The 23307-nt window shown below is 63.8% G+C and carries 15 protein-coding genes; 9 read left to right on the top strand and 6 right to left on the bottom strand.

Annotated elements, in window-relative coordinates; genetic code table 11:
* Positions 1 to 17: 17 nt before the first annotated feature.
* The 5 genes from J7I12_RS08325 to J7I12_RS08305 form a co-directional block, all read right to left on the bottom strand.
* A complete protein-coding gene (locus J7I12_RS08325) occupies positions 18 to 1769 on the bottom strand; it encodes a HAMP domain-containing methyl-accepting chemotaxis protein (RefSeq protein WP_208360717.1) in 1752 nt (583 codons plus the stop codon).
* Positions 1770 to 1816: 47 nt separating this feature from the next.
* On the bottom strand, positions 1817 to 3682 hold the full coding sequence (locus J7I12_RS08320) for a bifunctional diguanylate cyclase/phosphodiesterase (RefSeq protein ID WP_208360718.1): 1866 nt from the start codon (positions 3680 to 3682) through the stop codon (positions 1817 to 1819).
* A 1088-nt stretch (positions 3683 to 4770) separates the two neighbouring features.
* A complete protein-coding gene (locus J7I12_RS08315; protein WP_118230795.1) occupies positions 4771 to 6033 on the bottom strand; it encodes an MFS transporter in 1263 nt (420 codons plus the stop codon).
* Positions 6034 to 6118: 85 nt separating this feature from the next.
* Entirely contained in the window at positions 6119 to 8686 is a 2568-nt protein-coding gene (locus J7I12_RS08310; protein WP_208360719.1) for a PEP/pyruvate-binding domain-containing protein, read from the bottom strand.
* 11 nt (positions 8687 to 8697) lie between these two features.
* Complete coding sequence (locus J7I12_RS08305; RefSeq protein WP_236031383.1) at positions 8698 to 11427, bottom strand: sigma 54-interacting transcriptional regulator; 2730 nt, start codon at positions 11425 to 11427, stop codon at positions 8698 to 8700.
* Between the two features lie 479 nt (positions 11428 to 11906).
* Between J7I12_RS08305 and J7I12_RS08300 the strand changes: the two genes are divergently transcribed.
* From J7I12_RS08300 to J7I12_RS08260, 9 genes are all read left to right on the top strand, one after another.
* Positions 11907 to 12206 (top strand): DVU0150 family protein, encoded by a 300-nt coding sequence (locus J7I12_RS08300; protein WP_118230793.1) that lies wholly within the window; start codon positions 11907 to 11909, stop codon positions 12204 to 12206.
* Between the two features lie 16 nt (positions 12207 to 12222).
* Positions 12223 to 13287, top strand: coding sequence for a sulfite exporter TauE/SafE family protein (locus tag J7I12_RS08295; RefSeq protein WP_208360720.1), 1065 nt, complete (start codon positions 12223 to 12225; stop codon positions 13285 to 13287).
* Positions 13288 to 13299: 12 nt separating this feature from the next.
* Complete coding sequence (locus J7I12_RS08290) at positions 13300 to 13896, top strand: DUF4881 domain-containing protein (RefSeq protein ID WP_118230791.1); 597 nt, start codon at positions 13300 to 13302, stop codon at positions 13894 to 13896.
* A 228-nt stretch (positions 13897 to 14124) separates the two neighbouring features.
* A complete protein-coding gene (locus J7I12_RS08285; protein WP_130958124.1) occupies positions 14125 to 14454 on the top strand; it encodes a hypothetical protein in 330 nt (109 codons plus the stop codon).
* 65 nt (positions 14455 to 14519) lie between these two features.
* On the top strand, positions 14520 to 15458 hold the full coding sequence (locus J7I12_RS08280) for a hypothetical protein (RefSeq protein WP_208360721.1): 939 nt from the start codon (positions 14520 to 14522) through the stop codon (positions 15456 to 15458).
* 456 nt (positions 15459 to 15914) lie between these two features.
* Positions 15915 to 18956, top strand: a complete 3042-nt coding sequence (fdnG, locus tag J7I12_RS08275) for a formate dehydrogenase-N subunit alpha (protein ID WP_118230788.1) — start codon at positions 15915 to 15917, stop codon at positions 18954 to 18956.
* Between the two features lie 91 nt (positions 18957 to 19047).
* Positions 19048 to 19707: a 4Fe-4S dicluster domain-containing protein gene (locus tag J7I12_RS08270; RefSeq protein WP_118230787.1), complete on the top strand. Its 660-nt coding sequence runs from the start codon at positions 19048 to 19050 to the stop codon at positions 19705 to 19707.
* A 184-nt stretch (positions 19708 to 19891) separates the two neighbouring features.
* Positions 19892 to 20854 carry a formate dehydrogenase accessory protein FdhE gene (locus tag J7I12_RS08265; RefSeq protein ID WP_118230786.1) on the top strand — a complete coding sequence of 321 codons (963 nt, stop codon included), beginning with the start codon at positions 19892 to 19894 and terminating at the stop codon, positions 20852 to 20854.
* 61 nt (positions 20855 to 20915) lie between these two features.
* Positions 20916 to 21350 (top strand): cytochrome c3 family protein, encoded by a 435-nt coding sequence (locus tag J7I12_RS08260; RefSeq protein WP_118230785.1) that lies wholly within the window; start codon positions 20916 to 20918, stop codon positions 21348 to 21350.
* A 478-nt stretch (positions 21351 to 21828) separates the two neighbouring features.
* On the opposite strand, the gene aldA is transcribed toward J7I12_RS08260, so the two are convergent.
* Positions 21829 to 23262 (bottom strand): aldehyde dehydrogenase, encoded by a 1434-nt coding sequence (gene aldA / locus J7I12_RS08255; RefSeq protein WP_208360722.1) that lies wholly within the window; start codon positions 23260 to 23262, stop codon positions 21829 to 21831.
* Positions 23263 to 23307 lie beyond the last annotated feature (45 nt).

The following is a 23307-nucleotide window of genomic DNA, read 5'->3' as shown; positions in this document are numbered from 1 at the left end:
TGAGGGAAAGAAGTTTTTTATTGCTTCATTTTTTCCACCAGACCGGCCAAATGTCTGGCCTGGGCGGCCATACCGTCCACGGCGGCAACAGCGGCTTTCATATGGCTGGCGGTTTCGGCGGCGTTTTGGCTGACGTTGTGGATATGCTCGGCCACGGCGGCGGCGTTTTGGGCCTGGCCTGCGCCGGTTTCGGCGATGCGGCGCACCTGGTCTGCCGTGGCGTCCACGGTGGCGACGATGGTTTCCAGGGCCGTGCCGGACTGGCGGGCGAGGCCGGTGGTTGCGGCAATGGTTTTCAGGGCGGCGTCCAGAGAGGTCATGCTTTGCCCGGCGCTTTGCTGCATGGCGGCCACGGCGGCGTGCACGTCGCGGGTGGAGACGACGGTTTTTTCGGCCAGGTTGCGCACTTCCTGCGCCACCACGGCGAAGCCCCGGCCAGCCTCTCCGGCGCGGGCGGCTTCAATGGCGGCGTTGAGGGCCAGGAGGTTGGTCTGGTCCGCAATGTCCGCAATGACGTCCACGACGCGGGCGACGCCCTGGGCGCGGCCGTGCAGCTGGGCCATGTCTTCCTTGAGGCGCAGGGAAGCCTGCTGCACCTTTTCCATGCCTTGCAGGGATTGACGGACGATGGTTGCACCGGCTTCGGCTTCAGCTCTGGTCCGGGCGGAGGAGGCTGCGGCTGTGGCGGCGCTTTGGGCTACCTGGCGGGCGGCGTCGTGCATGGACTGGGTGGCGTCGGCTGCGGCCGTGAGCCGGCTGGCGGTGAGAGCGGCGGCGTGGCCGGTCTGCTCTGTACTGTGGGCCAGTTGCCCGGATGCTTCGGCAACCACCTGGGCCACGTCTTCCAGGGATGTGGCGGCCTGCAGCAGCGCAGCGCTTTTGGTTTTGGCCGCCTCTTCGGCCTGCTGGGCCTGTTCCAGAGCCGCGGCGGCGCGCAGGGCTTCCTGACGGGCCCGCTGGGATTCGCGGCGGGCATTTTCGATATGGGTTTTGAGTGCCTCCACCATACGCACAATGGCGGCGTAGACGCCGTGGGGCGGGCGGCGGTGCTCCAGGGTGTAGGCGCCATCGGCCACCTGGGCGGCGATGCGGCAGAGGCGGGCCGGGTCCGCCCCCAGCTGCCGCTGCACAGAGATGGTAATGGCGCAGGCCACCAGCAGGCTGACGCAGATCACGGCCAGGCTCAACGCGCCCGCGCGGCGCAGCAGGCGGCGTACATCCTGATGCGCCTGGGCGGCTTCTGCGCGGCCCGCCGCCACGTCCGCCGTCACCAGCTGGTCAAAATAGCGCGCCAGGCGCAAAAAGTCGGCGCGGTCGCGGGTAAACAGGGCAATGGCCCCGTCCGTATCGCCCTCAGAAGCCAGGCGCACAACCTCCAGGCGCGGTTTTTCGGCCAGGCGCAGCTGCTCCGTGATGTTGGTCCAGAGTTTGGCGGTCGCGTCGGCCACGCGGCCCTGGCGTTGCGCGAGGAGCGCGTCATAGGCGGCGGCCTGGCGTTCCATCTGGCGCAGGGTGCGCTTGATGCGACTGTGGTATTCCGTAATGGTGACTTTGTCCGTGTGGGTGGTGAGGGCGGCCAGGTCTGAACGCGCGGAATAGAGCTGCATATTCATGGACTGCACAGCCACCACCGAGGGCAGCAGTTCCTGGTCCATGCGGGCCACTGCGGTGTTGAGGTCTTCGGCGCCGCGGAGCAGAACAATAAACTGCAGCAGGATGAGGACGATGATGCCCGCAAAGGAGAGAAAAAGTTTGCGGCTGAGCGGCATGGAATCTCCTGTAAGGGGACGTTGCAGGCGTGCGACGCAGCCGCGGTTCAGCTGGTGAGGCTGTAGTTGCTGCCTGGCAGGGATTTGCACTGTTTTTTGAGGGTTGCGGCGGCGCGGGCCAGGTCGGCCACGCTCTGGTGGTGGGCGGCGTTGACGCCCACAATGCTCAGGGACATGAGCGGAAAGCGTTCTTCTTCTCCCGCTCGGTTTTTGCCGTCCATATGGCCGCGCGCCGCGTCTTCGGGGCTGTAAAACGCGGGCACGGCCTGGCCGAAGGCCTTGAGGCAGGCCTGGCAGATGGATGCGGCCTGTTGGCAGGAGCAAACGGCGATGAAGTCGTCCCCGCCGATATGGCCCACAAAGGATTGCTCCGGAACGCACTCCCGGATGATGGACGAAAGGCGTTTAAGTACCTTGTCGCCATTGTTGAAGCCGTATTTGTCGTTGTAGGGTTTGAAGTTGTCTATATCGAAATAAAGTACGCAGGCGGACAGCCCCAGGCGCACCATGCGTTCCAGCTCAATATCGATGAGGGCGTTGCCCGGCAGTTCGGAAAGCGGATTGAGCTGACGGGCATTGGCCACTTCCAACTCAATGCTTTTTTCCAGCAGTTCTTTGACAGTGACTACGCCCAGATAGCGGCCTTCACGGGTCACCACCACGAAATCATAGAGCTTTTCGTCCTCTCGCAGCATGGCCTGCCGGGCCACCCGGTCAATGGTGGTCTGGTACTCCACACGCAGAAAGTTTGTGTCCATGACCACATCCACAGTTTTGCCCGCGAACAGAGAAAAGCCGAACCTGCCGCCCAACTGGCGGTGCAGTCGGTGGCGCGTCACCGTGCCCAGGGGCAGGCCGTCCCTGACTACGCAGAGGCCGTGGAGGGCGGGATCCTTGTCAAACAGCTCCACCAGGTCGGCAATGGGGGTAGAGGGCGGCAGGCTCACGCCGGGGCGGCAGATGTTTTTGACGTGGAATTTGTGGACCCGCGCGCCGAAAAAGCGGTTTTTGACTTTATTCTCGCGCTGGATGACCCGCAGGGCGGCGGCTTCGGGCGGGAGCGGGTCTGGGTGGGGTCTGCGCAGGTAAAAGCCCTGGCCGTAGGGCACGTCAAAGCCCACCAGGGTGGCCAGCTCGGCCTCGGTTTCAATGCCTTCGGCGATGATGCGCGTGTTGGTGAGGGAGGCGAACTCCTGCATGCTGCGGATCAGGGCCTGGCGCACCAGATCCTTGTCCACCCCGCGCACCAGTCGCATATCCAGCTTGATAAAGTGCGGCTGCACGTCGGAAATGAGGTTGAGGCCGGAATAGCCCGCCCCGGCGTCGTCAATGCTGATCTTGTAGTTCTGCGTTTTGTAATGTTCAATAATGCCCAGAAAATCCCGCAGATTGGCCACGGATTCACGTTCGGTGATCTCAAAAACGATGTCTTCGGCGCAGATGGCAAAGCGCGTCAGATATTCGCGGGTGAAGCCCTCACGGAAGCGTGCGTCCTGAATAATGTTGGGGTTGACGTTGAGAAAAAGGCGCAGGCCCGCGGGCAGGCGGCGGGCCGTGCGCAGGGCGCGGTGACGGAAAAGGTGCTCCAGCTCCAGCATGCGTCCATGGCGCAGGGCCGCCGCAATAAGCGCGTCCGGCTTTTCCAGAAGGCTGCCCGCCGGGCCCCGGCTAAGGGCCTCGTAGCCGAAAACCGATCCATCGCGTAGCGACACAATGGGCTGCAGTACGGTGCGCACGGCCTTGGAGCGCAGCACATCTTCCAGCAGTCGGGCTTCAGCTGCGCTATCCGCGTGGCTCACGGGCAAGGGGGCGGCTGTTTGCCAGTGGGTAGGGTGACATAAAAACGCCGTTGGCAGGGGCGGCTTGGGACGCTGCCCGCACAAGAGCGGGCAGGAAGCGGACGGCCCGGACATGGCAGACTCCTGAAGTCTTTTTGTTTACAAGTAATCAGGAGTTACGCCGGGTGTATGGCGAATGTGTTACGCCTCCATTCTTATTACATATCCTGTGCGGCGAGGCGCGCGAATTTTGCCCTCTGGCTGCGTCAACGGCCCCTTTTCGTCCGGGTCTGTACCATAAGAGTACTATCCCCGTCCGAGCGGGGCCGTTTCCTTGCCAGAGAACAAAATTCGCAGCGCCTCGCCGCACAGGATTCCCGGATGACGGGCAGGCGTTTTTGCGTTTTCCCTCTGGCTGCGTCAACGGCCTCTTTTCGTCCGGGTCTGTACCATAAGAGTACTATCCCCGTCCGAGCGGGGCCGTTTCCTTGCCAGAGAACAAAATTCGCAGCGCCTCGCCGCACAGGATTCCCGGATGACGGGCAGGCGTTTTTGCGTTTTCCCTCTGGCTGCGTCAACGGCCCCTTTTCGTCCGGGTCTGTACCATAAGAGTACTATCCCCGTCCGAGCGGGGCCGTTTCCTTGCCAGAGAACAAAATTCGCAGCGCCTCGCCGCACAGGATTCCCGGATGACGGGCAGGCGTTTTTGCGTTTTCCCTCTGGCTGCGTCAACGGCCCCTTTTCGTCCGGGTCTGTACCATAAGAGTACTATCCCCGTCCGAGCGGGGCCGTTTCCTTGCCAGAGAACAAAATTCGCAGCGCCTCGCCGCACAGGATTCCCGGATGACGGGCAGGCGTTTTTGCGTTTTCCCTCTGGCTGCGTCAACGGCCCCTTTTCGTCCGGGTCTGTACCATAAGAGTACTATCCCCGTCCGAGCGGGGCCGTTTCCTTGCCAGAGAACAAAATTCGCAGCGCCTCGCCGCACAGGATTCCCGGATGACGGGCAGGCGTTTTTGCGTTTGCCCTCTGGCTGCGTCAACGGCCCTTTTCGTCCGGGTCTGTACCATAAGAGTACTATCCCCGTCCGAGCGGGGCCGTTTCCTTGCCAGGGTACGGCTGTCGCGTTGCTTGAGGAAAAGAAGTTTTTTGAGGGGTGGGGGGTGTGGGGGGAGGGGGACTTTTGTTCACAAAAGTCCCCCTCCCCCCACAAAAAGCGCATCACTTACCCGTGCTCTTGCGCGCGCTGGCGTTGGCGCAGGCCATCGATGAGCATGCAGCAGCCGCAGAGGGCGATGGATACGGCGGTGGTGACGAACACGCCGCGGTATCCCCAGCCCGCGTCCACGACCATGCCGCCCAGGAGGGGGGCCAGCATGCCGCTGGCGTCGAAGGTGGCCATCATGATGTTGGAGTTGAGGGAGCGGGCGTCGGGGGCGGAGCGGTCGTAGACGGCGGCGGCCAGCAGGGGGTAGAGCAGGCCCAGGCCCAGGCCGTAGAGGGCGGTGGCGGGGATAAAGGTCCAGAGGGGGCCCCAGGCCAGGGTCAGCTGGGTGCAGGCCAGCACAACGCAGCAGAGCAGGGTGACGCGGTAGCGGGGCAGGGAATCGAGCCGGTGGCTGCCCAAAAGGCGCACCAAGATGATCGTGAGGGTGTAGGTGCTGAAGAACCAGGCCGGCTGGGCGCCGGTAACGGAGCAGAGGCCTTTCATGAAGAAGATGGCCAGTACGGTCATGATGCTGAAGGTCATACAGGCCATGTAGACGAAGAACAGGCCGGAATGGCGCACGGCGTGCCAGAGTTCGTGGCCGGAAACGCCGCCCTCGGTGACGTTTTGCAGTTCTGGTTTGCGCAGGCGTGGGGCCAGGGGCAGGAGCATGAGCAGGGAGGGCAGGCCCAGCAGGCCCATGAAGCCGAAGAGGTGTGGCTCGCCGCCCAGCAGGGGCAGAATTTGTTCACCCAGGGCGGGGATGACGGAATAGGGCAGCAGCAGTGTCAGGGAAAAGAGGGCGAAGCCGCGGGCGCTTTGGCCCTTGGGGATGCAGCTCACCAGCACGGCCACGGTACAGCTGGAAAAGACCGCCAGGGCAATGCCCTGGACGATGCGCAGCAGCCAGATGAGCGCCACCATATGCGGGCCGCTCACGTGGGCGTAGGCCAGCATGACGCCGCTGGAAATAAGGATGGCCGTGCCCACGGCCAGCAGTTTGCCCCGACGCAGGAAGAAAATGCTGGACAGGGGGCGGAACAGCAGCACCATGGCGAACATGGAGGAAATGAGCACGCCGCGCCAGTTGGGGCTGACGGCGAGTCTTTCCAGCCATTGTTCAAAGCAGTAGAAGACGGCCACAAAGCTGTTGCAGAACATGGTCATGCAGAATAGCAGGATAAAGTCGCGGCTGAGGAGGCGTTGGGGCGCGGCGTCCGGGGGGGGCGTCGGGCTGGGGGTTTGTGCGGCGTTGGGCGCGGTGAAAGCGTGGGGCGGCATGGGGCCTCGGAGCAAAAAGGTGGGCCGGGGTGGGCTGGGGGAGGGCCTTCCGGCGGAGCGTCGCGCTGGCGCGCAACTGTCCCGGTCAGTGGTATGCGCCGTTGAGAAATTTGGTGGCGTAGGTTTGCACGGCTGCTTCGTCCACCATGAGCATATCCATCTGGCGGGTCATGATTAAAAGACGCCCCAATTGGTCCAGACGCGTACAGAGGTCGTGGCGCGGGTACTTTTGGAAGCGTGCCCGTATTCTATCACCGGTAATCTCCACGGTAAAGCCGAGTTCTTTGAGGATCAGTCCGATGCAGCGCACGCGCCGTTCGCGCTGCGCATTGCCGGCGGCCCCGCCGGCGAACTCAAAGCGGACGTAGTTTTTACTGAGGGTTTCGCCGCACCAGCTGTCCACGATGGCGTAGTGGTAGCCCACGCGGGAGGAGAAGTTGAGGTAGCGGTCGGAAATGATGGCGTAGCTGCGCTGGCCGAAGCGCGCGCCGGATTCCTGATTGCCGCCGATGACGCTCTGGCTCATGACCGAGAGAAAGCCGCGCATGTTCACAGGGCGCGGCCCGTGCGCCTGTACCGCCGGGCTGAGCATGCCCCGGAGCAGACAGCGGAAAGGGGCGCTGCATACGTCTTCGGGGGTGACGGTGGTCGCGCCGGAGGCATGCAGGCCGCCGCCCAGGTCAATGATGTAGAGGTCCAGGGGGATGGGGGCCGTGAGCCGACAGGCAAGACCGGCGTCTTTTTCGCTGACGCTGTCCGAGATCTGGAACATCTGACTGTAGCTCAGCTCGTGGGCGTAGCGCATGACGTCGTGCAGGGATGTGCAGTGCTCCGGGCTGAAGGTGGCGGCTTGTGGATCCACCAGGTGCAGAGGCAGGATATAGGGGGCTACGCGCCGGAGCAACATGAGGGCCGGGCTGTCTGTCCGGCTGCGGGGGCGCACCAGACGCAGGGGCAAGAGTTCCGGCACCTCGCCGTCGTAGACCCGGCCGGACAGGGCGTCCACGGTCACCACCTGGCCGGGGGCGAGCAGACTCATGGCTCCGGGCAGATTCATAACTGTGGGCACGCCGAATTCCCGGCAGAGGGAGGCCATGTGCCCGGTGAGGCTGCCCGTTTCCGCCACGATGGCGGCGGCCCGGCGCATGGCCGTCATGGCGTTGGGGGAGGAGTGGGCCAGAAGCATGACCGCGCCTTCGGGAAAGTGGGTCATATCCTCGCCTTCGGCCACGGGGGTCACGGGGCCGCAGCCCACGCCCCTGGCGGCCACGTCGCCGTCGGCCAGCAGGGGCCGCAGGTGCCCCAGGGCCGGGGCAGTGGCCAGTTCGGCCGTGCTGTCCAGGCCCATGGGGCGGGTTTGCAGCAGGACAATCTGATCATCCTCGTCCACAGCCCATTCCATGTCCTGGGGGTACTGGTAGTGGCGTTCCAGATCCAGCACCATGCGGGCCAGGGCGCGGGCCTGGTCGTCGCTCAGGCAGGGCACGTCGCGCAGGGCGTCGGGCACGGGTTCCAGCAGGCCTTCCACCAGACCGCCCGGCGTGCGGGAAAGGCGCAGGCGCATTTCTTTGTGAGCTATGGCGGCCTTGACGATTTTGCCCGTGGCGCGCGAAACCAGCCATTGGTCCGGCGTGCCGGAGCCGTCCACCACCATTTCGCCCAGGCCCCAGAGCCCGTTGACGACCACGCAGTTAGAGCGCAGGTCTACGGGATGGCGTGAAAAAGCCACGCCCGCCGCCTTGGCCCGGACCATTTCCAGACAGCACAGGCCCATGCCCGTGGCGTCCAGGGCGTAGCCGTGCCCGGCGCGGTAAGCCAGGGCGCGAGCGGAGAAGAGGCTGGCCATGACCTGACGGAAGGCCATGAGCAGATCCTGCCGGGTTACGCCCAGGATGCTGCGGTACTGGCCAGCAAAGGACTGCACGCCGTCTTCGGCTATGGCGCTGGAGCGCAGGGCGGCCACCACGTCCGCGCCGGTGCCGAAGGCCGCGTCCCAGGCTCCCAGCAGGGCCGTTTCCACTTCTGGCGGCATGGGGGCCGCCAGGAGGCGTTGCTCCACCTGGCGTGCAATGAGGGCAATGTCTTGGGGTTTGTCCGGATCCACGGAGCGCAGCAGGTCATAAATGCTTTTGAACAGGCCGGGCGTGCGCAGCAGAAACATGTTGCCCGCCTGAATAGTGATGGCAAAGCCGCGCGGCACGGGCATGGCGAGCATGTTGCGCAGTTCGCCCAGGTTGGCGTTTTTGCCGCCCACGCTGTAGGCCATGCTGGCGTCCACCTCATCCAGAGAAAGGACCAGCTGGGCCACGTCGCCCTGGGCATGTTGGCTCAGCTCTGTTTCAATGCGTGCGCCCAGGGCCCGCACCGTGCGCAGCAGGGCCGTCTGGCCGCCGTTGGCCAGGTGGTTGAGGGCTGTGGCCATGCGCTCGCTGAAGACCACGGCCCGGCGCGCGTTTTTGCGCACCTGGCCCACGTCCATGCTTTTGTCCCCGCGCTGGGCCTGGTCCAGGGCGGCCAGCACGCCGGCCAGATCCGCGTTGGCCTGGAGCAGCTCCTTGAAGTCTTTGTAGCGGCTGTTGAACGAAGCCAGGGCCTGTTCGCGTCCGGGGCGCGCGGGCGGGCGGCCTATGAGTTTGCGCAGCAGAGGCAGCATGGGGGCCTCCTTTACGGTTCCACGGCCTTCTGTGACGTGCCGTGGGTTTGGGACTGAGGGGCAACAGCGGTTTTTCCCAGATCTGTAAGCAGATAGCGTTGGGCCGGACCCCGGCCCTCCCGGCGCAGCAGGCCCAGGGTCACCAGCAGCTGCAGATCGTAAAGGGCCGTGCGCACGGAAATGTCTTCGCCGACCAGGCCCTGGTACTCCTGGCGGCTGACAGATCCCTTGGCCGTCAGTAAGGGCCAGGTCCGCAGGATGCGCCTGTTGAGGCGGCCTTCTTGCCCGGCCCGGCGGGCCGCCAGCAGGAGGACGTCGGGCTCCGGCGCGGCGGTTGGCGGGGCGCTGTCAGGGGCGTCTGGGGCGTCTGCGGCGTCTGCGGCATCAGGGGCGTCTGGGGCCTGCGGTGCGGGGACGCGGCGTACCAGCGGGCCCGCCGGCGCGCCGGCGTCCTGCGCGTCAGTGGGCGTTTCCTGGTTGTCTGCCGGGGCGGTAGGGGGACGTGTCCCTGGCGGCGTTTGCGGCGGGGCAGGGCTGCCCGGCGGGGGCAATTGGATATTCTCCTCCTGCAGCAGGTCGCCTTCGCAGAAGGCCAGGGCGCGGGTGAGGGTGTTTTTGAGTTCGCGCACGTTGCCGGGCCAGGAATGGGCCATGAGCCGGGCCAGTGCGCCGCGGCTGAGGCGGGGCGGTCCGGTCGGCGCGGGTTTGCCCTCGGCCAGAGCCTTGCGCACGGCCGCTTCGTGGGCGGCGGTAAGGAAGCAGACCGTAAGCTCCGGGATGTCCTCCCTGCGTTTCCGCAAAGGGGGCGTATGGATAGTAATGACGGCCAGGCGGTAGTAGAGGTCTTCGCGAAAGCCGCCGCTGCGGGCGGCGTCCAGCAGGGGCGTGTTGGTAGCGGCGATAATACGGGTATCAAAGGGCACGTCCTGGTCGCTGCCCAGGGGGCGGATGCAGCGGGTGGAGAGCGCCCGCAACAGGGCCTGCTGCACCTTGGGCGCGGCATTGCCCACTTCATCCAGCATGAGAGTGCCGCCGCAGGCGGCCAGAAATGCGCCCTTGCGGCTTTGTTTGGCTTCGGTGAAGGCTCCCTTGGTATGCCCGAAGAGCGTATCCATGAGCAGGCTTTCGTCCAGTGCGCCGCAGTTGATGGTAATGAATGGCCCAGCGTGCCGGGCGCTCAGGCGGTGGATGGCGGCGGAGACAAGCTCTTTGCCCGTGCCCGTTTCGCCCACCACCAGCACGTCGGCCGTGACCTGGGCGGCCTTGCGCACCTGTTCGTAGAGGGCCCGCATGGGCGGGGAATTGCCCACCAGCCCGTGGGCGGGCAGATCCTGCGGATGGGGCAGATCCAGCACGGGTTCGCGCCGCCACTGGGCGTTGTGTTCCGCCTCCTGGCTGCGGCAGAGCTCTTTGGTCAGGCGCAGCCGTTCCAGCAGGGCGTCTATGCCCGCGCGCAGGCGTTCCAGCTCCACGGGCAAAGGGGGGAGCCCCAGGGGGGCGGCGCTGTCTGCGGCATTGCGTTCCTGCAGGCGCCTGGTCACGCTGTGCAGGCTGCCGCTCATCTGGCGGGCCAGCCACCACAGGCTCAGGCCCAGAAGCAAAAATCCTCCGCCGAAGGCGGCGATGTAGATGCTCATGATCTGCATGCCCGTGCGGGTGGTGGTGAAGCTGGTGTCCAGCACGGCCAGGCCACCCAGCACCACGGGGGGGGCCGCCACCTCAGGCTGAAAACTGACGGGCACATAGCTGACCCGCTCCACGCGCATCTGTCCGTTGCTCCAGACGGTGACGCTTTCACGCATGGGCAGCTGGCCCGAACGGCCCTCCTGCACGTCGGCCACCATGCTCCAGTAGCTGAGGTGGTCCGGGCCGGGGCGGAAGGCCAGGTTAAAGCCCGGTCTGCCGAAGTCGCCGGCAAAGCCCGCCCGCACGATGTCTGTATTCAGACTTTTTTTGCGCAGGCTGGCGTCCTTGGGCTCGGACTGGAAGAGCATCCAGCCTTCACGGTCAAAAAACAGGCTGCGCACGCGCGTTTCCGCTTCGGCGGCAATGGGGGCTTCGGGGGCGGAGTAGGCCGAGATGGTGTCGCGCAGTTCGCGCAGATCCAGAGAAAGGAGCAGACAGCCCGTGAATTTGCCCTGGCTGTCGTAAACCGGCGTGGAAAAGCGCAGCACGTAGAGTGCCACGGTCTGCATGGCGCCGTCCATCGGCACCAGAGAGTAGACCGCCTCCAGAGGCTGCCCCACAGTGACGTAGCCGGGCCGTTGCTCACCGCACATGTGGTGGAAGGGGCCGGTGGGGCTTTCCAGCGCGGTTTTTGGGGGCACGCTGATGACCTTGCCCTCGTGGTTTATGAGGACATAGCGGTCTTCAGGGGCAATCCCCATGAAGGCCACCTCCCGGTAACGCAGCCCCTTGGTCCGGACACGAAAGCGAAAACGTTCGGTCATGGCCCGCAGGTCCATGGAGCCGGCGGCCAGGATGAGCAGCTGATTGCGGGTTTCGGCCAGGGTTTCTTCCAGCGCCAGGCGCATGGCCTGGGTCTGGAGCTGCGCGTTGCGCGCAATTGCGCGATTTAGGACCGTGTCCACGGCCTTGCCGGTAAGCAGCACGATGAGCAGCAGCGCCAGGGCCAGCAGGGGCAGACCCAGCATGAGCATGCGGCTGCACAGGCTGCGATTGAGGAAGAAAGCGGTCAGCTCCAGCGAGCTGCCGCCCGGTAGGGGTCTGGGGAAACGCACGCCCGTCCTCCCTGTTGCGCAAAAAAGCGCAAGCTGTTTTGACTATAGGGGCCTTTATTCCGCCACGCAAGTGGTTTCTTGCAAAAATAGCGCGGCGCACCCGGATTTTTGTTCCGGAGGCCGCCGCCCCTGTTGTGGCGGGGTGCGCTGTCTTCCCCATGACGGACTGGGGGCTGAGCTTCTTCAGCGCAAGGCCCGACCAGCGGCCCTGCACCCGCGCAACGGCCTGTGCGGCCAGCTCTCCGGGCCGGTTCCGGAAAGTTTTTTTGCGCGGCGTCTCCTCCTGTGGCAGGGCGGTTTTTATCCCTTTTTCCCCTCAGGCCAGGGGCCATTGCGGCCATTGCGCGCCTTGCGCATTGGGGCGGCGCCGCGCAATGGCACGGCAGTTGCTATAATTTTCACAATTGCATGGCATGTGCGGCGCGCCGTGGGCTGCGTTGCGACACTGGCCCGGAAATTGTCTGGATATGGAGGGAATCATGAGCAAGCTGCGTAGGTTCTGGACCTGGATCACCGGCAGCGCCCTGCTGGTCACGGTTTTGCCGTCCCTGGCCCTGGCGGCCAAGAAGTCGGCGGATGTGGTCATTGTGGCGGATACCCGCAAACTGGACGGCATCCTCTACTGGTGGGCGGAAATGTATAATGAAAGCCATTTCTTTTTCGCCATTCTGACCATGATCATCATCCCCATCGTGGGTGTGATCTTCGGCTGGCTGGCCGACCTGGTCATGTCGCACATCGGTATTGACCTCAAGCACCGCGAACTGGCGGAAAAGTAGCCGGAAGGAGGCGCATATGGACTGGTTGTATATGTTGATGCCCATTTCCGGCGTGCACATCTTCTGGCCGGGATTGATCATTCTGGGCTTGGGCGTGGGGATCATCGGCGGGTTCTTCGGCATGGGCGGCGCGTGGATGGTTACGCCCGGCCTGAACATTCTGGGCTTTCCCATGGCATTTGCCATTGGTACGGACATGGCGCAGATGGCGGGCAAATCGCTCATCTCCACCATGCGGCACGGCAAGTTCGGCAATGTGGACTATGCCTTGGGCCTGACCATGCTGATAGGAACCATCTTCGGCATGGAACTGGGCGCGCAGATGGTCATGTGGCTGGAGCGCCTGGGCTCCGTGGACAAAGTGGTGCGCTGGCTCTATGTGGTGCTGCTTTTCTTGTTGGCCTGGCTGGTCTTTCACGACATCGCCGCGCGCAAGCGCAAGGAACGTGAGGCTCTTGCCCAGCACAAGCAGCTGGACAGCACCGCCACCGGCGTGGACTGGGCCTCGCGCCTGCAGGCCATCCGCATTCCGCCCGTGGTGTACTACAAGCACGCCAACATCACCTGCTCGGCCTGGCTGCCCCTGATCGTCAGCCTCTTCACCGGTTGGCTGGCCGGTATCCTGGGCATCGGCGGCGGTCTGATCCGTATGCCTGCCCTGGTCTACCTGGTCGGTTGCCCCACGCACCTGGCCGTGGGCACAGACCTCTTTGAAGTGGCCATCTCCGGCCTCTATGGTGCGGCCTCCTACGCCTACAAAGGCCGCGTGGAGCTCCTGGCTGCCCTGATCATGCTCTGCGGCGCGGCCATCGGCGCGCAGATCGGCGTGGTCGCCACCAAGTACGTCAAGGGCTACGGCATCCGCTTTGTGTTCGGTCTGGCCGTGGTGGGCTGCCTTCTTTCCGTGCTGCTCAAGCTGCTGCAGGCCGAACTGCCTGCCTGGAACTGGCTGCTCGGCCCTGTGGCCACAGTGGTGGTGCTCACCCTGGTCACCGGCATTTCCCTCTACATCACCGTCAAGATGGTGCAGGGAGCCAAGGCGGAATTGGCCGCCAAGAAGCGCCAGCCCGCCGGCAACTAAAGGAGACGCGCCATGAAGATACGCAATCTGCTGTTTACGTTGGCAATGGCCGGCTCTCTTGCCCTACTTGCCGGCTGCAACTTCGACGGCGGGGTGGAGCAGGGCCGCTGTGTGGCCTTTGACCCCGCGGCCAAAACCATGACCATCGTGGTGGACGTGACCCACGACCAGTTCAACCCGCACTACAGCGGCGGCGTGCATACCTTTAAACTGCCCGTCGAAGCCAAGGATATGGGCCCCGCGCCCATGGTTGGCGGCCGCCTGATGATCGACATCAACAAGTCTGTGGTGCTGCTCTACGACCAGGCCTCCAAGTCCGTGCGCGAACTGCCCGTGCAGTTTACGGATGTGGAAAAGAACATTGGCGCGGACCACCCCAAGGTGGCGGGCAAGACCTTCCCCGTGGTGGATAAGGAACAGAGCTCCGTTACCGTATACTCCGCCAGGCTCAAGGCCCTGATCACCTTCAAGGTGCCGGCTGCGGCCCTGGATCTGCCGCCCTACGCCTGGACGGCAGGGCACGAAATGCGCGTGGCCTTCCGCAATGCCGAAAAGGGTCAGGCCATCCGCGTCATGAATGTGACCAAGACCAATATCTTCAAGAAGTAGCCCCCACGTCGGGCAGGGGATCATGCCGCCCCCGCCCGTAGACACGCGGCGGCTCCCCTCCGCCGCGCAGGCCGGCCGGAGCGGAACAGGTCCGCTCCGGCTTTGGCAAAAGCGCCGCCGTACGGCCCCGGCCCGGACAGGACAACTCTCCGCCGCGTCCGGCCGTTACCGGGCGCTGCGCACCCCGGCCGGAGGGCGCTGCCCGCATGCGGCACACAGGAGGATGCAGTGAACAGCTACCGTCAGTCTCTCTATACGGGCGTCATCCGCGTTCTGGCCAACCTGGTCATGGTGGCGGCCGTGTTTGTAGGCATGTACATGTCCGCCCACAGTACAGCGGCTTCGGAACTGGTGTTCAGCGTCTGGTTTTTCGGCATCAGTCTGCCCGTCTGGGGGGCGGCCTTTTGGCTGACCCGCCTGGTGCGTCGCCGCTGGCCCGCCGTTGGGCAAAGCCTGGTGGACCTGCCCAAACGCGGCCCTTGCCTGGTCTGCTGGCAGGTGGCCCAGACGGCCACGCAGCCGCTGCCCGTCCGCAGCCGTGGGGGCCGGACCGCATAATGCGCCGCCGCGGCCTTGCCATGCCCCCGTGTCCGAGGCATAACCGCGGCAAGGAGGAAAACCGCATGTCCCCTACGTCCACCCCCCTGTCAACCTCGCCGGACGCATCTTCGCTGACTGCCCCGGCATCCGCCGCCTGGCGGGACTATGGCCGTTTGCGCGGTTATCAACGGCGGTTGGGCGTGTGTTGCGCCGTGTTTCTGGCCCTGGCCTTGCTGGCCCTGCTGGACGGCGCGCAGGGGCTTATGCGTGCTGGTGCGGACGTGCTGGACCTTGTGCCCGGCCAGGGCCTGGAGATCTCCGGCCCGGCAGCCTTGAAAAACCCCGTGGACAGTGACCTGCAGGCGGTTTTTACCCCGTCGGTCCCAGATCTGACTTTCCGACTGGAAGGCTTTTTCACCGGCTACTGGATGGGCAACGGCATGTGGCGTGCCGCAGTGGCCGCTGGTCCCTCAACGGAACCGGGCCGGTACGACCTGCTGGTGCGCTTCCGCGGCGCGCCCCCCAGCACTGATCAGCGCCTGACCGTGCAGGTGTACGCCGACGCGCGCTCCCTACGTGCGGCCTCCCTCTCTCTGCTGCAAAGGCTGCTGGGCTGGAACCCTTTTATTTTGGCCGCAAGCCTGGCTTTGCCCGGTCTTGCAGGCGGGGTGCTGGTCTTTGCCCTGGGCAGTCGCTGCCAGAATCTGCTGGCGACCCTGGGCTGCGGTGAAGTGCTGCGCGTGCAGTCGGAAAAGACAGCCCTGCGCCTGTGGTGTCTGCTGCTGGGTGCGCCGCCCCCGCCGCCGGGCACGTCTTGCACGGTGCTGGACCCGCAAGGTCGGCCCCTGGTCCAGGCCCTGGCCCAGGCCCAGCCCGCCAAACCCCGTGGCGTGCTGGAACTGCTGCTGGAACAACAATCTTTTGCCGCGTCGAATGCGGCCCGTTCCGCCGTGCGGCCCGGCTGCCTTGTGCGCCTGCGGCCCCCCAAGGGGCTGCGCACTCCTCAGGACACAAGGCGCTGACCCATGGCCAGGCCGTGCGGGGCGCGTCCCCCGCGCGGCCTATCGCCGTTGTGTCCTTTCCCCCTCCTGCAAAAAATTTCCCCCCAGAGATAAATGACAGGCATGCCTTGGAGACAAAGAGGCTGTCAGCTGCGCACGCAACCGCCAGGGCACTTCAAGGTTGCAATGGCTAACCTGCTTCCCCGCGCAATAATCTCCCTTTCGCCTGTGGGCGTCAGCGTCTGTCTATAAAATGGTATACTATTCTGCATGGTTGGATGGGCATAAAAAGGGGGGCAGATCTCCTTGTAAAAAATGGTACAGCCTTGCGCTGTCACGGTTTTTAGATTAGGGTGACAATAATTCCTTCCGTTGCGGAAGAGGAGGGGTCGTGCTGTGGCGCGACCGCAACGCGGAGCGTCCGGAGCTGCCTCGGCTCCGTCCGCCCTGTATCGGTCAACACCAAGGAGAGGTATAATGAAAAGCACCCGACGGAGTTTCCTCAAGGGCGTCGGTGCCGGAGTCCTCTGTCTCACGCTGGGGCAGTTGGGCTTTGACCTGGGCGAGGCCCAGGCCTATGCCGGCAAGCTCAAAATCGAGGGCGCCAAGGAAGTCATCAGCGTCTGTCCGTTCTGTTCCGTGTGCTGTCAGGTCATCGCCTATGTGCGGGACGGCAAGCTGGTCTCCACCGAGGGCGACCCCGACTTCCCCGTGAACGAAGGGGCCCTTTGCGCCAAGGGCGCGGCCTTGTTTTCCATGTACACCAACGATCACCGCCTGCACAAACCGCTCTACCGCGCACCGCACAGCGACGCCTGGGTGGAGAAAGACTGGGAGTGGTGTCTGAACCAGATCGCCCGGCGCGTAAAAGAAACGCGCGACCGCGATATGGTGCTTAAAAACGCTAAAGGCCAGACGGTCAACCGTCTGGACACCATCTTCTGGATGGGCACCAGCCACGCCTCCAATGAGGAATGTGCGGCCATCCATCAAGCCATGCGCGGCCTGGGAGTTGTCCATATGGACCACCAGGCCCGGGTCTGACACAGCCCCACTGTTGCGGCTCTGGCAGAGTCGTTCGGACGCGGTGCTATGACCAACCACTGGATCGATATCAAAAATACCGATGCAGTGCTTATTATCGGCAGCAATGCCGCTGAACACCATCCTGTGGCCTTCAAGTGGATTATGCGGGCCAGGGACAACGGGGCCGTGCTTATGCACGTGGACCCCAAATTCTCGCGTACGTCCGCCCGTTGCGATTTCCATGTGCCCCTGCGTTCGGGCACGGACATCCCCTTCCTGGGCGGCATGATCAATTACATCCTTGAAAACAATCTGTATTTCAAGGATTATGTACTCAACTATACCAACGCCGCCTTTGTGGTGGGCGAAGGCTACGGCTTCAAGGACGGCCTGTTTACCGGCTACGACCCCAAGACCCGCAGCTACGACAAGAGCAAGTGGGGCCTGGCCAAGGGCCCGGACGGCGGGCCGGTTATTGACCCGACCCTCAAAAACGAACGCTGCGTGCTCAACCTCATGCGCCAGCACTATTCCCGTTATTCGCTCAAAAACGTTTCGGACGTGACGGGCGTTTCACAGGAAAACCTGCTTAAGGTCTACAAGGCCTTCTGCGCCACGGGCAAGCCGGACAAGGCGGGCACCATCCTCTACGCCCTGGGCTGGACCCAGCACACGGTGGGCGTGCAGAACATCCGCACCTCTACGCTTATCCAGCTTCTGCTGGGCAATATCGGCGTGGCGGGCGGCGGCATCAACGCTCTGCGCGGCGAACCCAACGTACAGGGCTCCACAGACCACGCCCTGCTGTACCACATCCTGCCGGGTTATCTGCCTGTGCCGCGTGCGTCCTGGCAGAGCCTGGCCGACTACCAGAAAGCCAACACCCCTGTCACCACGCTCAAAAACAGCGCCAACTGGTGGGGCAACCGGCCCAAGTACATGGTCAGCCTGCTCAAGGGCTGGTTTGGCGACGCGGCCACGCCCGAAAACAACTTCTGCTATGACCTGCTGGCCAAGCTGGAGCCGGGCGAGGACTGCTCCTACATGTACGCCATGGACAAGATGTACCAGGGCAAGATGCGGGGCGGCTTCATCGTGGGCGTGAACCCCATGAACAGCTTCCCCAATACCAACAAGATGCGGGCCGCTCTGGACAAACTGGACTGGCTGGTCTGCATGGAAATCCATAACTCTGAAACCACAGATAACTGGAAGCGCCCCGGCGTGGACCCCAAGGCCTGCAAAACCGAAGTCTTTTTGCTGCCCTCGGCCCACCGTATTGAGAAGGAAGGCACCATCAGCAACAGCGGCCGCTGGCTGCAGTGGTTCGACATGGGCGTGAAGCCCGGCTACGAGGCCCGCGACTTCGGCGATATGGTAGTGCCCCTGTTCAATAAGATCCGCGAACTGTACAAGACGCAGGGCGGCGCCCTGCCTGATCCCATCCTCAAGATGCACTGGACGGACAAGTTCGTCGCCGCCGAGTGGACCAAGCGCATCAACGGCCAGTTCTGGGCCGACAGCAAGGTGGGAGAAAAGCAGTACAAACGCGGTCAGCAGGTGCCCGCCTTTGGGGTTCTTAAGGACGACGGCACCACCTCTTCGCTCAACTGGCTTTACAGCGGCAGTTGGACGGAAGAGGACGGCAACAAGTCCAAACGTCGCGACACCAGCCAGACGCCCATGCAGGCCAATATCGGTCTGTTCCCCAATTGGTCGTGGTGCTGGCCGGTCAACCGGCGCATTCTCTACAACCGCGCCTCTGTGGACCCCAACGGCCAGCCCTGGAACCCCCAAAAGGCGGTTATCCAGTGGGACGGCTCCAAATGGGTGGGCGACGTGCCCGACGGCCCCTGGCCGCCCCTGGCCGACAAGGAAAAGGGCAAACTGCCCTTCATCATGATGAAGGACGGCCACGCTCAGTTCTACGGCGTGGGCACGGCGGACGGGCCCTTCCCCGAGCACTATGAGCCCGCGGAAACCCCGCTCAAGAGCCATCCCTTCTCCAGCCAGCTGAGCAGCCCGGTCTACAAGTTCCATACTTCGGATATGGACAAGATCGCCCCGCCGGCAGACCCGCGCTATCCCATTGTGCTCACCACCTACAGCCTTACGGAGCATTGGTGCGGCGGCGGCGAAACCCGCAACGTGCCCAACCTTCTGGAGGCCGAACCCCAGCTGTATGTGGAAATGAGCCACGAACTGGCCAAGGAAAAGGGCATCAAAAACGGCGACGGCGTCATTCTGGAGAGCGTGCGCGGCGTCTGCGAAGCCATTGCCATGGTCACCGTGCGTATCCGGCCCTTTACGGTCATGGGCAAGACCATCCACCTGGTGGGTATGCCCTTTGCCTTTGGCTGGACGACCCCCAAGTGCGGCGACTCCACTAACAGGCTGACCGTGGCGGCCTTTGACCCCAATACCACGATTCCGGAATCCAAGGCGTGTTGCGTCAATCTGCGCAAGGCCGAAAAGTTGACCGAAATAGGCTAGAGCGGCCGTCCCTTCGGGAGGGCTTCTCTGCAAATCGGACCCACAGGAGGGCGCGTCCCGGCAAGGGGCGCGCCCGCCAAGGAGCATAGCAATGCCGAAAACCTTTCTTATCGACACCACGCGGTGTACGGCATGCCGGGGCTGCCAACTGGCCTGTAAAGAGTGGCACAACCTGCCCGCCAATGAGACCAAGCAGCGCGGCTCGCACCAGAACCCGCCGGACCTGAACCCCAACAACCTTAAAATCGTTCGTTTTAACGAGCATATGGACGCCAAGGGCACGGTCATCTGGAACTTCTTTCCCGACCAGTGCCGCCATTGCCTTACCCCGGTCTGCAAGGACGTGGCCGACATGAGCGTGCCCGGCGCCATCATCAAGGATCCCAAGACCGGCGCGGTGCTGACTACGGAAAAATCCGCCCAGCTCAGTGAAGAAGACGCCCAGGCCGTCATAGACGCCTGTCCGTATAATATTCCCCGCCGCGACCCCAAGACCGGCATGCTCGCCAAGTGCGACATGTGCATCGACCGGGTTTCCGCAGGAATGCAGCCCATCTGCGTCAAGACCTGCCCCACGGGCACCATGGTCTTCGGCGAACGGGAGGAAATTCTGCCCCTGGCCCAGAAACGCCTGGAAGAAGCCCGCAAGCGCTTCCCCAAGGCCTTCCTGGCCGATTTTACGGAAGTGAGCGTCATTTACCTGCTGGCCGAGGAAAAAGAACATTATTACGAATACGCCGCCTTCATGTAGGCGCGGCGTTACAGGGGGGCGGCCCCGGCTGCCCCCCTGTCCGCAAAAGGTTTCTCTCCCTGCCAAAAATCCCGCAAAGAACCTCGCGGTCTGTAGTTGTAAAAATGCCCTTGGGGCGGTATTATTCACAAGCAGGCGGTTTCGGTCGCCGGCTCTTGCATCCATAACTTTTTTCGGAGCGCTCATGCCCCTTACCCCTGCCCACACGGCTGCCCAGGTGACCCGCACCCTGGACGAAATCCATGAATGGCGGCCCGTGCTGGACCCTGTGCTGCACGCCTTTGCCCCCCTGCTGCGCGCCCGCGCCGACCTGGCGGCCCCTATGGCCGCCGCCCTGGAAGAGGCCGGGCTTGCTCTGCCCGCGCTGAATCCTGAACGTCTGCGCCAGGGCGTGCCCCTGCTGGCCGACGCCACGTTTGCGGGCAGCGCCGCGCCTCTGCGTCTGGCCGCCGCAACCCTGCTGCCCCACATGCGCGAGCTTAAAGGCGTGGATGCGGCCCTGCCGGCCCTGGAAATTTTGCTGCTGGCCGAAGACGCGGCCCACAGCGCCGCGCAGGAAGCGCTGGTCCGGGCCGTGGCGGCCGACGACCACGCCGCCCTGGCCCGCTTGGCCGAAGAAAACGGGGTGGAAGCGCCGGCGCTGGAGTTTGTGGGCCAGTTTGTGGCCGGGGCCGTGCTGCGGGGCCTTGCGGCCCAGGCTGCGCCTGAAGGGGCGGCAGCCCCGTGGGATGCGGGCGGCCTGTGGCGCGAAGGCTGCTGCCCCGTGTGCGGCGCTCTGCCCACCCTGGGCTGGCTGGACAAGCCCGCTGTGGACGAAAAAAATGCCTACCTGGTGGGCGGCGGGGGCAAAAAGCATTTGCACTGCGGCCTGTGCGGGGCCAACTGGCCGTTCCGACGCGGCGCTTGCCCGGCCTGTGGGGCGGAGGGCAACGACGTTATGGAATTGCTGCGGGAAAGCGGCCCGGCCCACGGCGAACGCCTGGACTGGTGCACCAAGTGCAAGGGCTACTGCCCCACCGTGGACCTGCGGGAGCGCGATACCGTGCCCGACCCGGACGCCCTGGCCCTGGGCATGCTGCATCTGGACATGGTGGCGTCGCGCAAAAAACTGCATCCGCTCCGGCCTTCGTTCTGGAACACGTTTTAACCCTTACTGGACGCACGACGGCTGTTACGCCGCGCGCAACCGCTCACTGGAGGAAGCACCAATGAAGTACGCTGTTGTTCTCATGCTGGCCCTGACCTGTTGGTGGGCGGGTGACGCGCAGGCCCGCACCATCAAGGAAATGTCGCAGATTATCAAAAATCCCATCAAAATCGAAGGCGGCAACTCCGACCGCATGAGCGTTATGTTCCCCCATACGGCGCATAAAGGCATCAGCTGCATTCATTGCCACCACGAAAATCCCGGCGACGACCGCTATGTTTCCTGCACCGAATGCCACGCTACCCCCGGCGCGCGTGAACGTGACCCCATGAGCATGTTTATGGCCTTCCACTCCAAAAATTCCGACCGCTCCTGCTACGGCTGCCACTCACAGAAAAAGGCGCAGGATCCGGCCCGCTATGCCAAATTCAAGGGCTGCCAGCCCTGCCATATGAGCCCCGCCGCCCGCGAAGCCGCCGCCAAGGCCGGTAAATAGGGAAAACGCAGACTGTGCTTTTTTGTGGGGGGAAGGGGGAACTTTTGTTCACAAAAGTTCCCCCTTCCCCCCACGCCCCCCATCCCCTTAAAAAACTTCTTTTCTTCACCGGCCGATACGGCTTTTTCTCAGGCCGTTGCCGCCAGCGGCGTTTTTTGTGGACCACGATGCCTTTTCTTGAGGTAGCCCCTTTTCCCCATCGTCGCCCGTACAGCTGCTCATATCTCCGACCAAGGCATACCCGCGGCCCTTCCTCACAGCCCTCAGCCCCAACCTGCGCATATCTGCATCTTTACCCTTACTGCCCCCATACCCTTACCAGCCCGCATACCCGAGTGATTTTTCCCCGGAAGTTGCGCGCGGCATAAAGGGGTGTGGTCGCGCAGCGGCATTCTCACGGGGAGCCCCCTCCCCCTCTTGCAGAGGAGAGGGGGAGGGGGCTCCAAGCGCCGCAGCGCAATTTCACTCTGAAATTGCGCTAGTAATCAATATAGGCCACATGGGTCTGCAGGTACTCCATCAGCCCGTGCTTGCCGTCGGCCCCGCCGATGCCGGACTTGCGCCAACCGGCGTGGAAGCCCTGCATGGCCTCGAAGTGCTCACGGTTGACGTAGGTTTCGCCGAACTTGAGGCGGTTGACCGCTTCCATGGTATTGGTGAGCTTGGTGGTGAAGATGGAGGAGGTGAGCCCGTATTCGCAGTCGTTGGCCAAGGCAATGGCCTCATCCAGGGTATGGAAGGTGAGCATGGGCAGCACGGGCCCGAACACTTCTTTGCGCACAATTTCCATGTCCTGGCGGCAGTTGCCCAGCAGGGTGGGGGCGTAGAAGTAGCCGGTTTCACGGTTCAGGGGCGCGCCGCCGGTAATGGCTTCCGCGCCGTCGGCCTTGGCGCGTTTGACCATGCTGTCGATTTTTTCCAGCTGTTCGGCGTTGATCTGGCTGCACATATCGGGCGCGGGCTCGTCAAAGGGATTGCCCAGGCGTACCTTGGCAAAGGCTTCGGCCAGTTTGTCGGCGAACTGTTCGGCGATGCTGTCCTGCACATAGAGGCGTTCGGCGCAGTTGCAGACCTGGCCGCTGAAGATGGTGCGCGAGGCCGTGACGCCGCGCACGGCCAGATCCAGGTCGGCGTCGGCGCAGACGATGACCGGGGCCTTGCCGCCCAGCTCCAGCGAAACTTTGGTGACGTTGGCCGCGCTGGCGGTGATGATGCGCTGGCCTGCCTCCACGCTGCCGGTAAGGGTGACCATATCCACCAGGGGACTGGAGGAAAGGGCCTCGCCCAGGGTGGAGCCGCCGCCGGTGACGAAGTTGAGCACGCCGGCGGGGAGGTCCAGATCCGCCACCATTCTGGCGAATTCCATGACGGTCACGGGCGCGACGCTGCTGGGCTTGATGACGGCGGTGCAGCCGGTAAGCAGGGAAGGCGCCACCTTACGGGCCATGACGAAGAAGGGGAAGTTCCAGGGGCAGATGCCCGCCACCACGCCGATGGGCTGGCGGTAGAGCAGGATATTTTCGCGCTGGCGGTCGCTCTGGATGATTTCGCCTTCGTAGAGGCGGGCCCAGCCGGCATAGTAGTCAAAATATTCTGCGGTGCCGTCGATTTCAGCATAGGCCAGGGGCAGGGTTTTGGCTTGTTCTTCGGCCAGCAGGCGGGCCAGATCCGTGCGGTGTTTGCGGACCAGGGTGGCCATTTGCTTGAGGTATGCGCCACGGGCGGCGGCGGACTGTGCGGCCCAGGCTTCCTGCGCCTTGTGGGCGGCCTCCAGAGCTTCCTGGGCGTCTTCGCGCCCGCCGTTGGGGGTCTGGGCCATGATTTTTCCGGTGGAGGGGTTTTCCACCTCAATCATGCTCTGACCGGGGCGGGAAACAAGTTTGCCATTGATGAACTGCTGATAGGTGCGCATAGGCTGCTCCTTGGTTTCCCAACACATAGCCACAGTTCGCCCAAA

The organism is Desulfovibrio diazotrophicus, assembly GCF_902498985.2.
Classification (GTDB): Bacteria; Desulfobacterota; Desulfovibrionia; order Desulfovibrionales; family Desulfovibrionaceae; genus Desulfovibrio; species Desulfovibrio legallii.
Note: the sequence above shows the minus strand (reverse complement) of the source record. Positions and strands in the feature narration are given on the sequence as shown.

Coding starts and splice junctions, on each gene's coding strand:
- J7I12_RS08260 (WP_118230785.1), top strand. CDS start 20,916: ATGAAGTACGCTGTTGTTCTCATGCTGGCCCTGACCTGTTGGTGGGCG.
- J7I12_RS08300 (WP_118230793.1), top strand. CDS start 11,907: ATGAGCAAGCTGCGTAGGTTCTGGACCTGGATCACCGGCAGCGCCCTG.
- J7I12_RS08270 (WP_118230787.1), top strand. CDS start 19,048: ATGCCGAAAACCTTTCTTATCGACACCACGCGGTGTACGGCATGCCGG.
- J7I12_RS08310 (WP_208360719.1), bottom strand. CDS start 8,686: ATGCTGCCTCTGCTGCGCAAACTCATAGGCCGCCCGCCCGCGCGCCCC.
- J7I12_RS08290 (WP_118230791.1), top strand. CDS start 13,300: ATGAAGATACGCAATCTGCTGTTTACGTTGGCAATGGCCGGCTCTCTT.
- aldA (WP_208360722.1), bottom strand. CDS start 23,262: ATGCGCACCTATCAGCAGTTCATCAATGGCAAACTTGTTTCCCGCCCC.
- J7I12_RS08315 (WP_118230795.1), bottom strand. CDS start 6,033: ATGCCGCCCCACGCTTTCACCGCGCCCAACGCCGCACAAACCCCCAGC.
- J7I12_RS08320 (WP_208360718.1), bottom strand. CDS start 3,682: ATGTCCGGGCCGTCCGCTTCCTGCCCGCTCTTGTGCGGGCAGCGTCCC.
- J7I12_RS08295 (WP_208360720.1), top strand. CDS start 12,223: ATGGACTGGTTGTATATGTTGATGCCCATTTCCGGCGTGCACATCTTC.
- J7I12_RS08265 (WP_118230786.1), top strand. CDS start 19,892: ATGCCCCTTACCCCTGCCCACACGGCTGCCCAGGTGACCCGCACCCTG.
- J7I12_RS08280 (WP_208360721.1), top strand. CDS start 14,520: ATGTCCCCTACGTCCACCCCCCTGTCAACCTCGCCGGACGCATCTTCG.
- J7I12_RS08325 (WP_208360717.1), bottom strand. CDS start 1,769: ATGCCGCTCAGCCGCAAACTTTTTCTCTCCTTTGCGGGCATCATCGTC.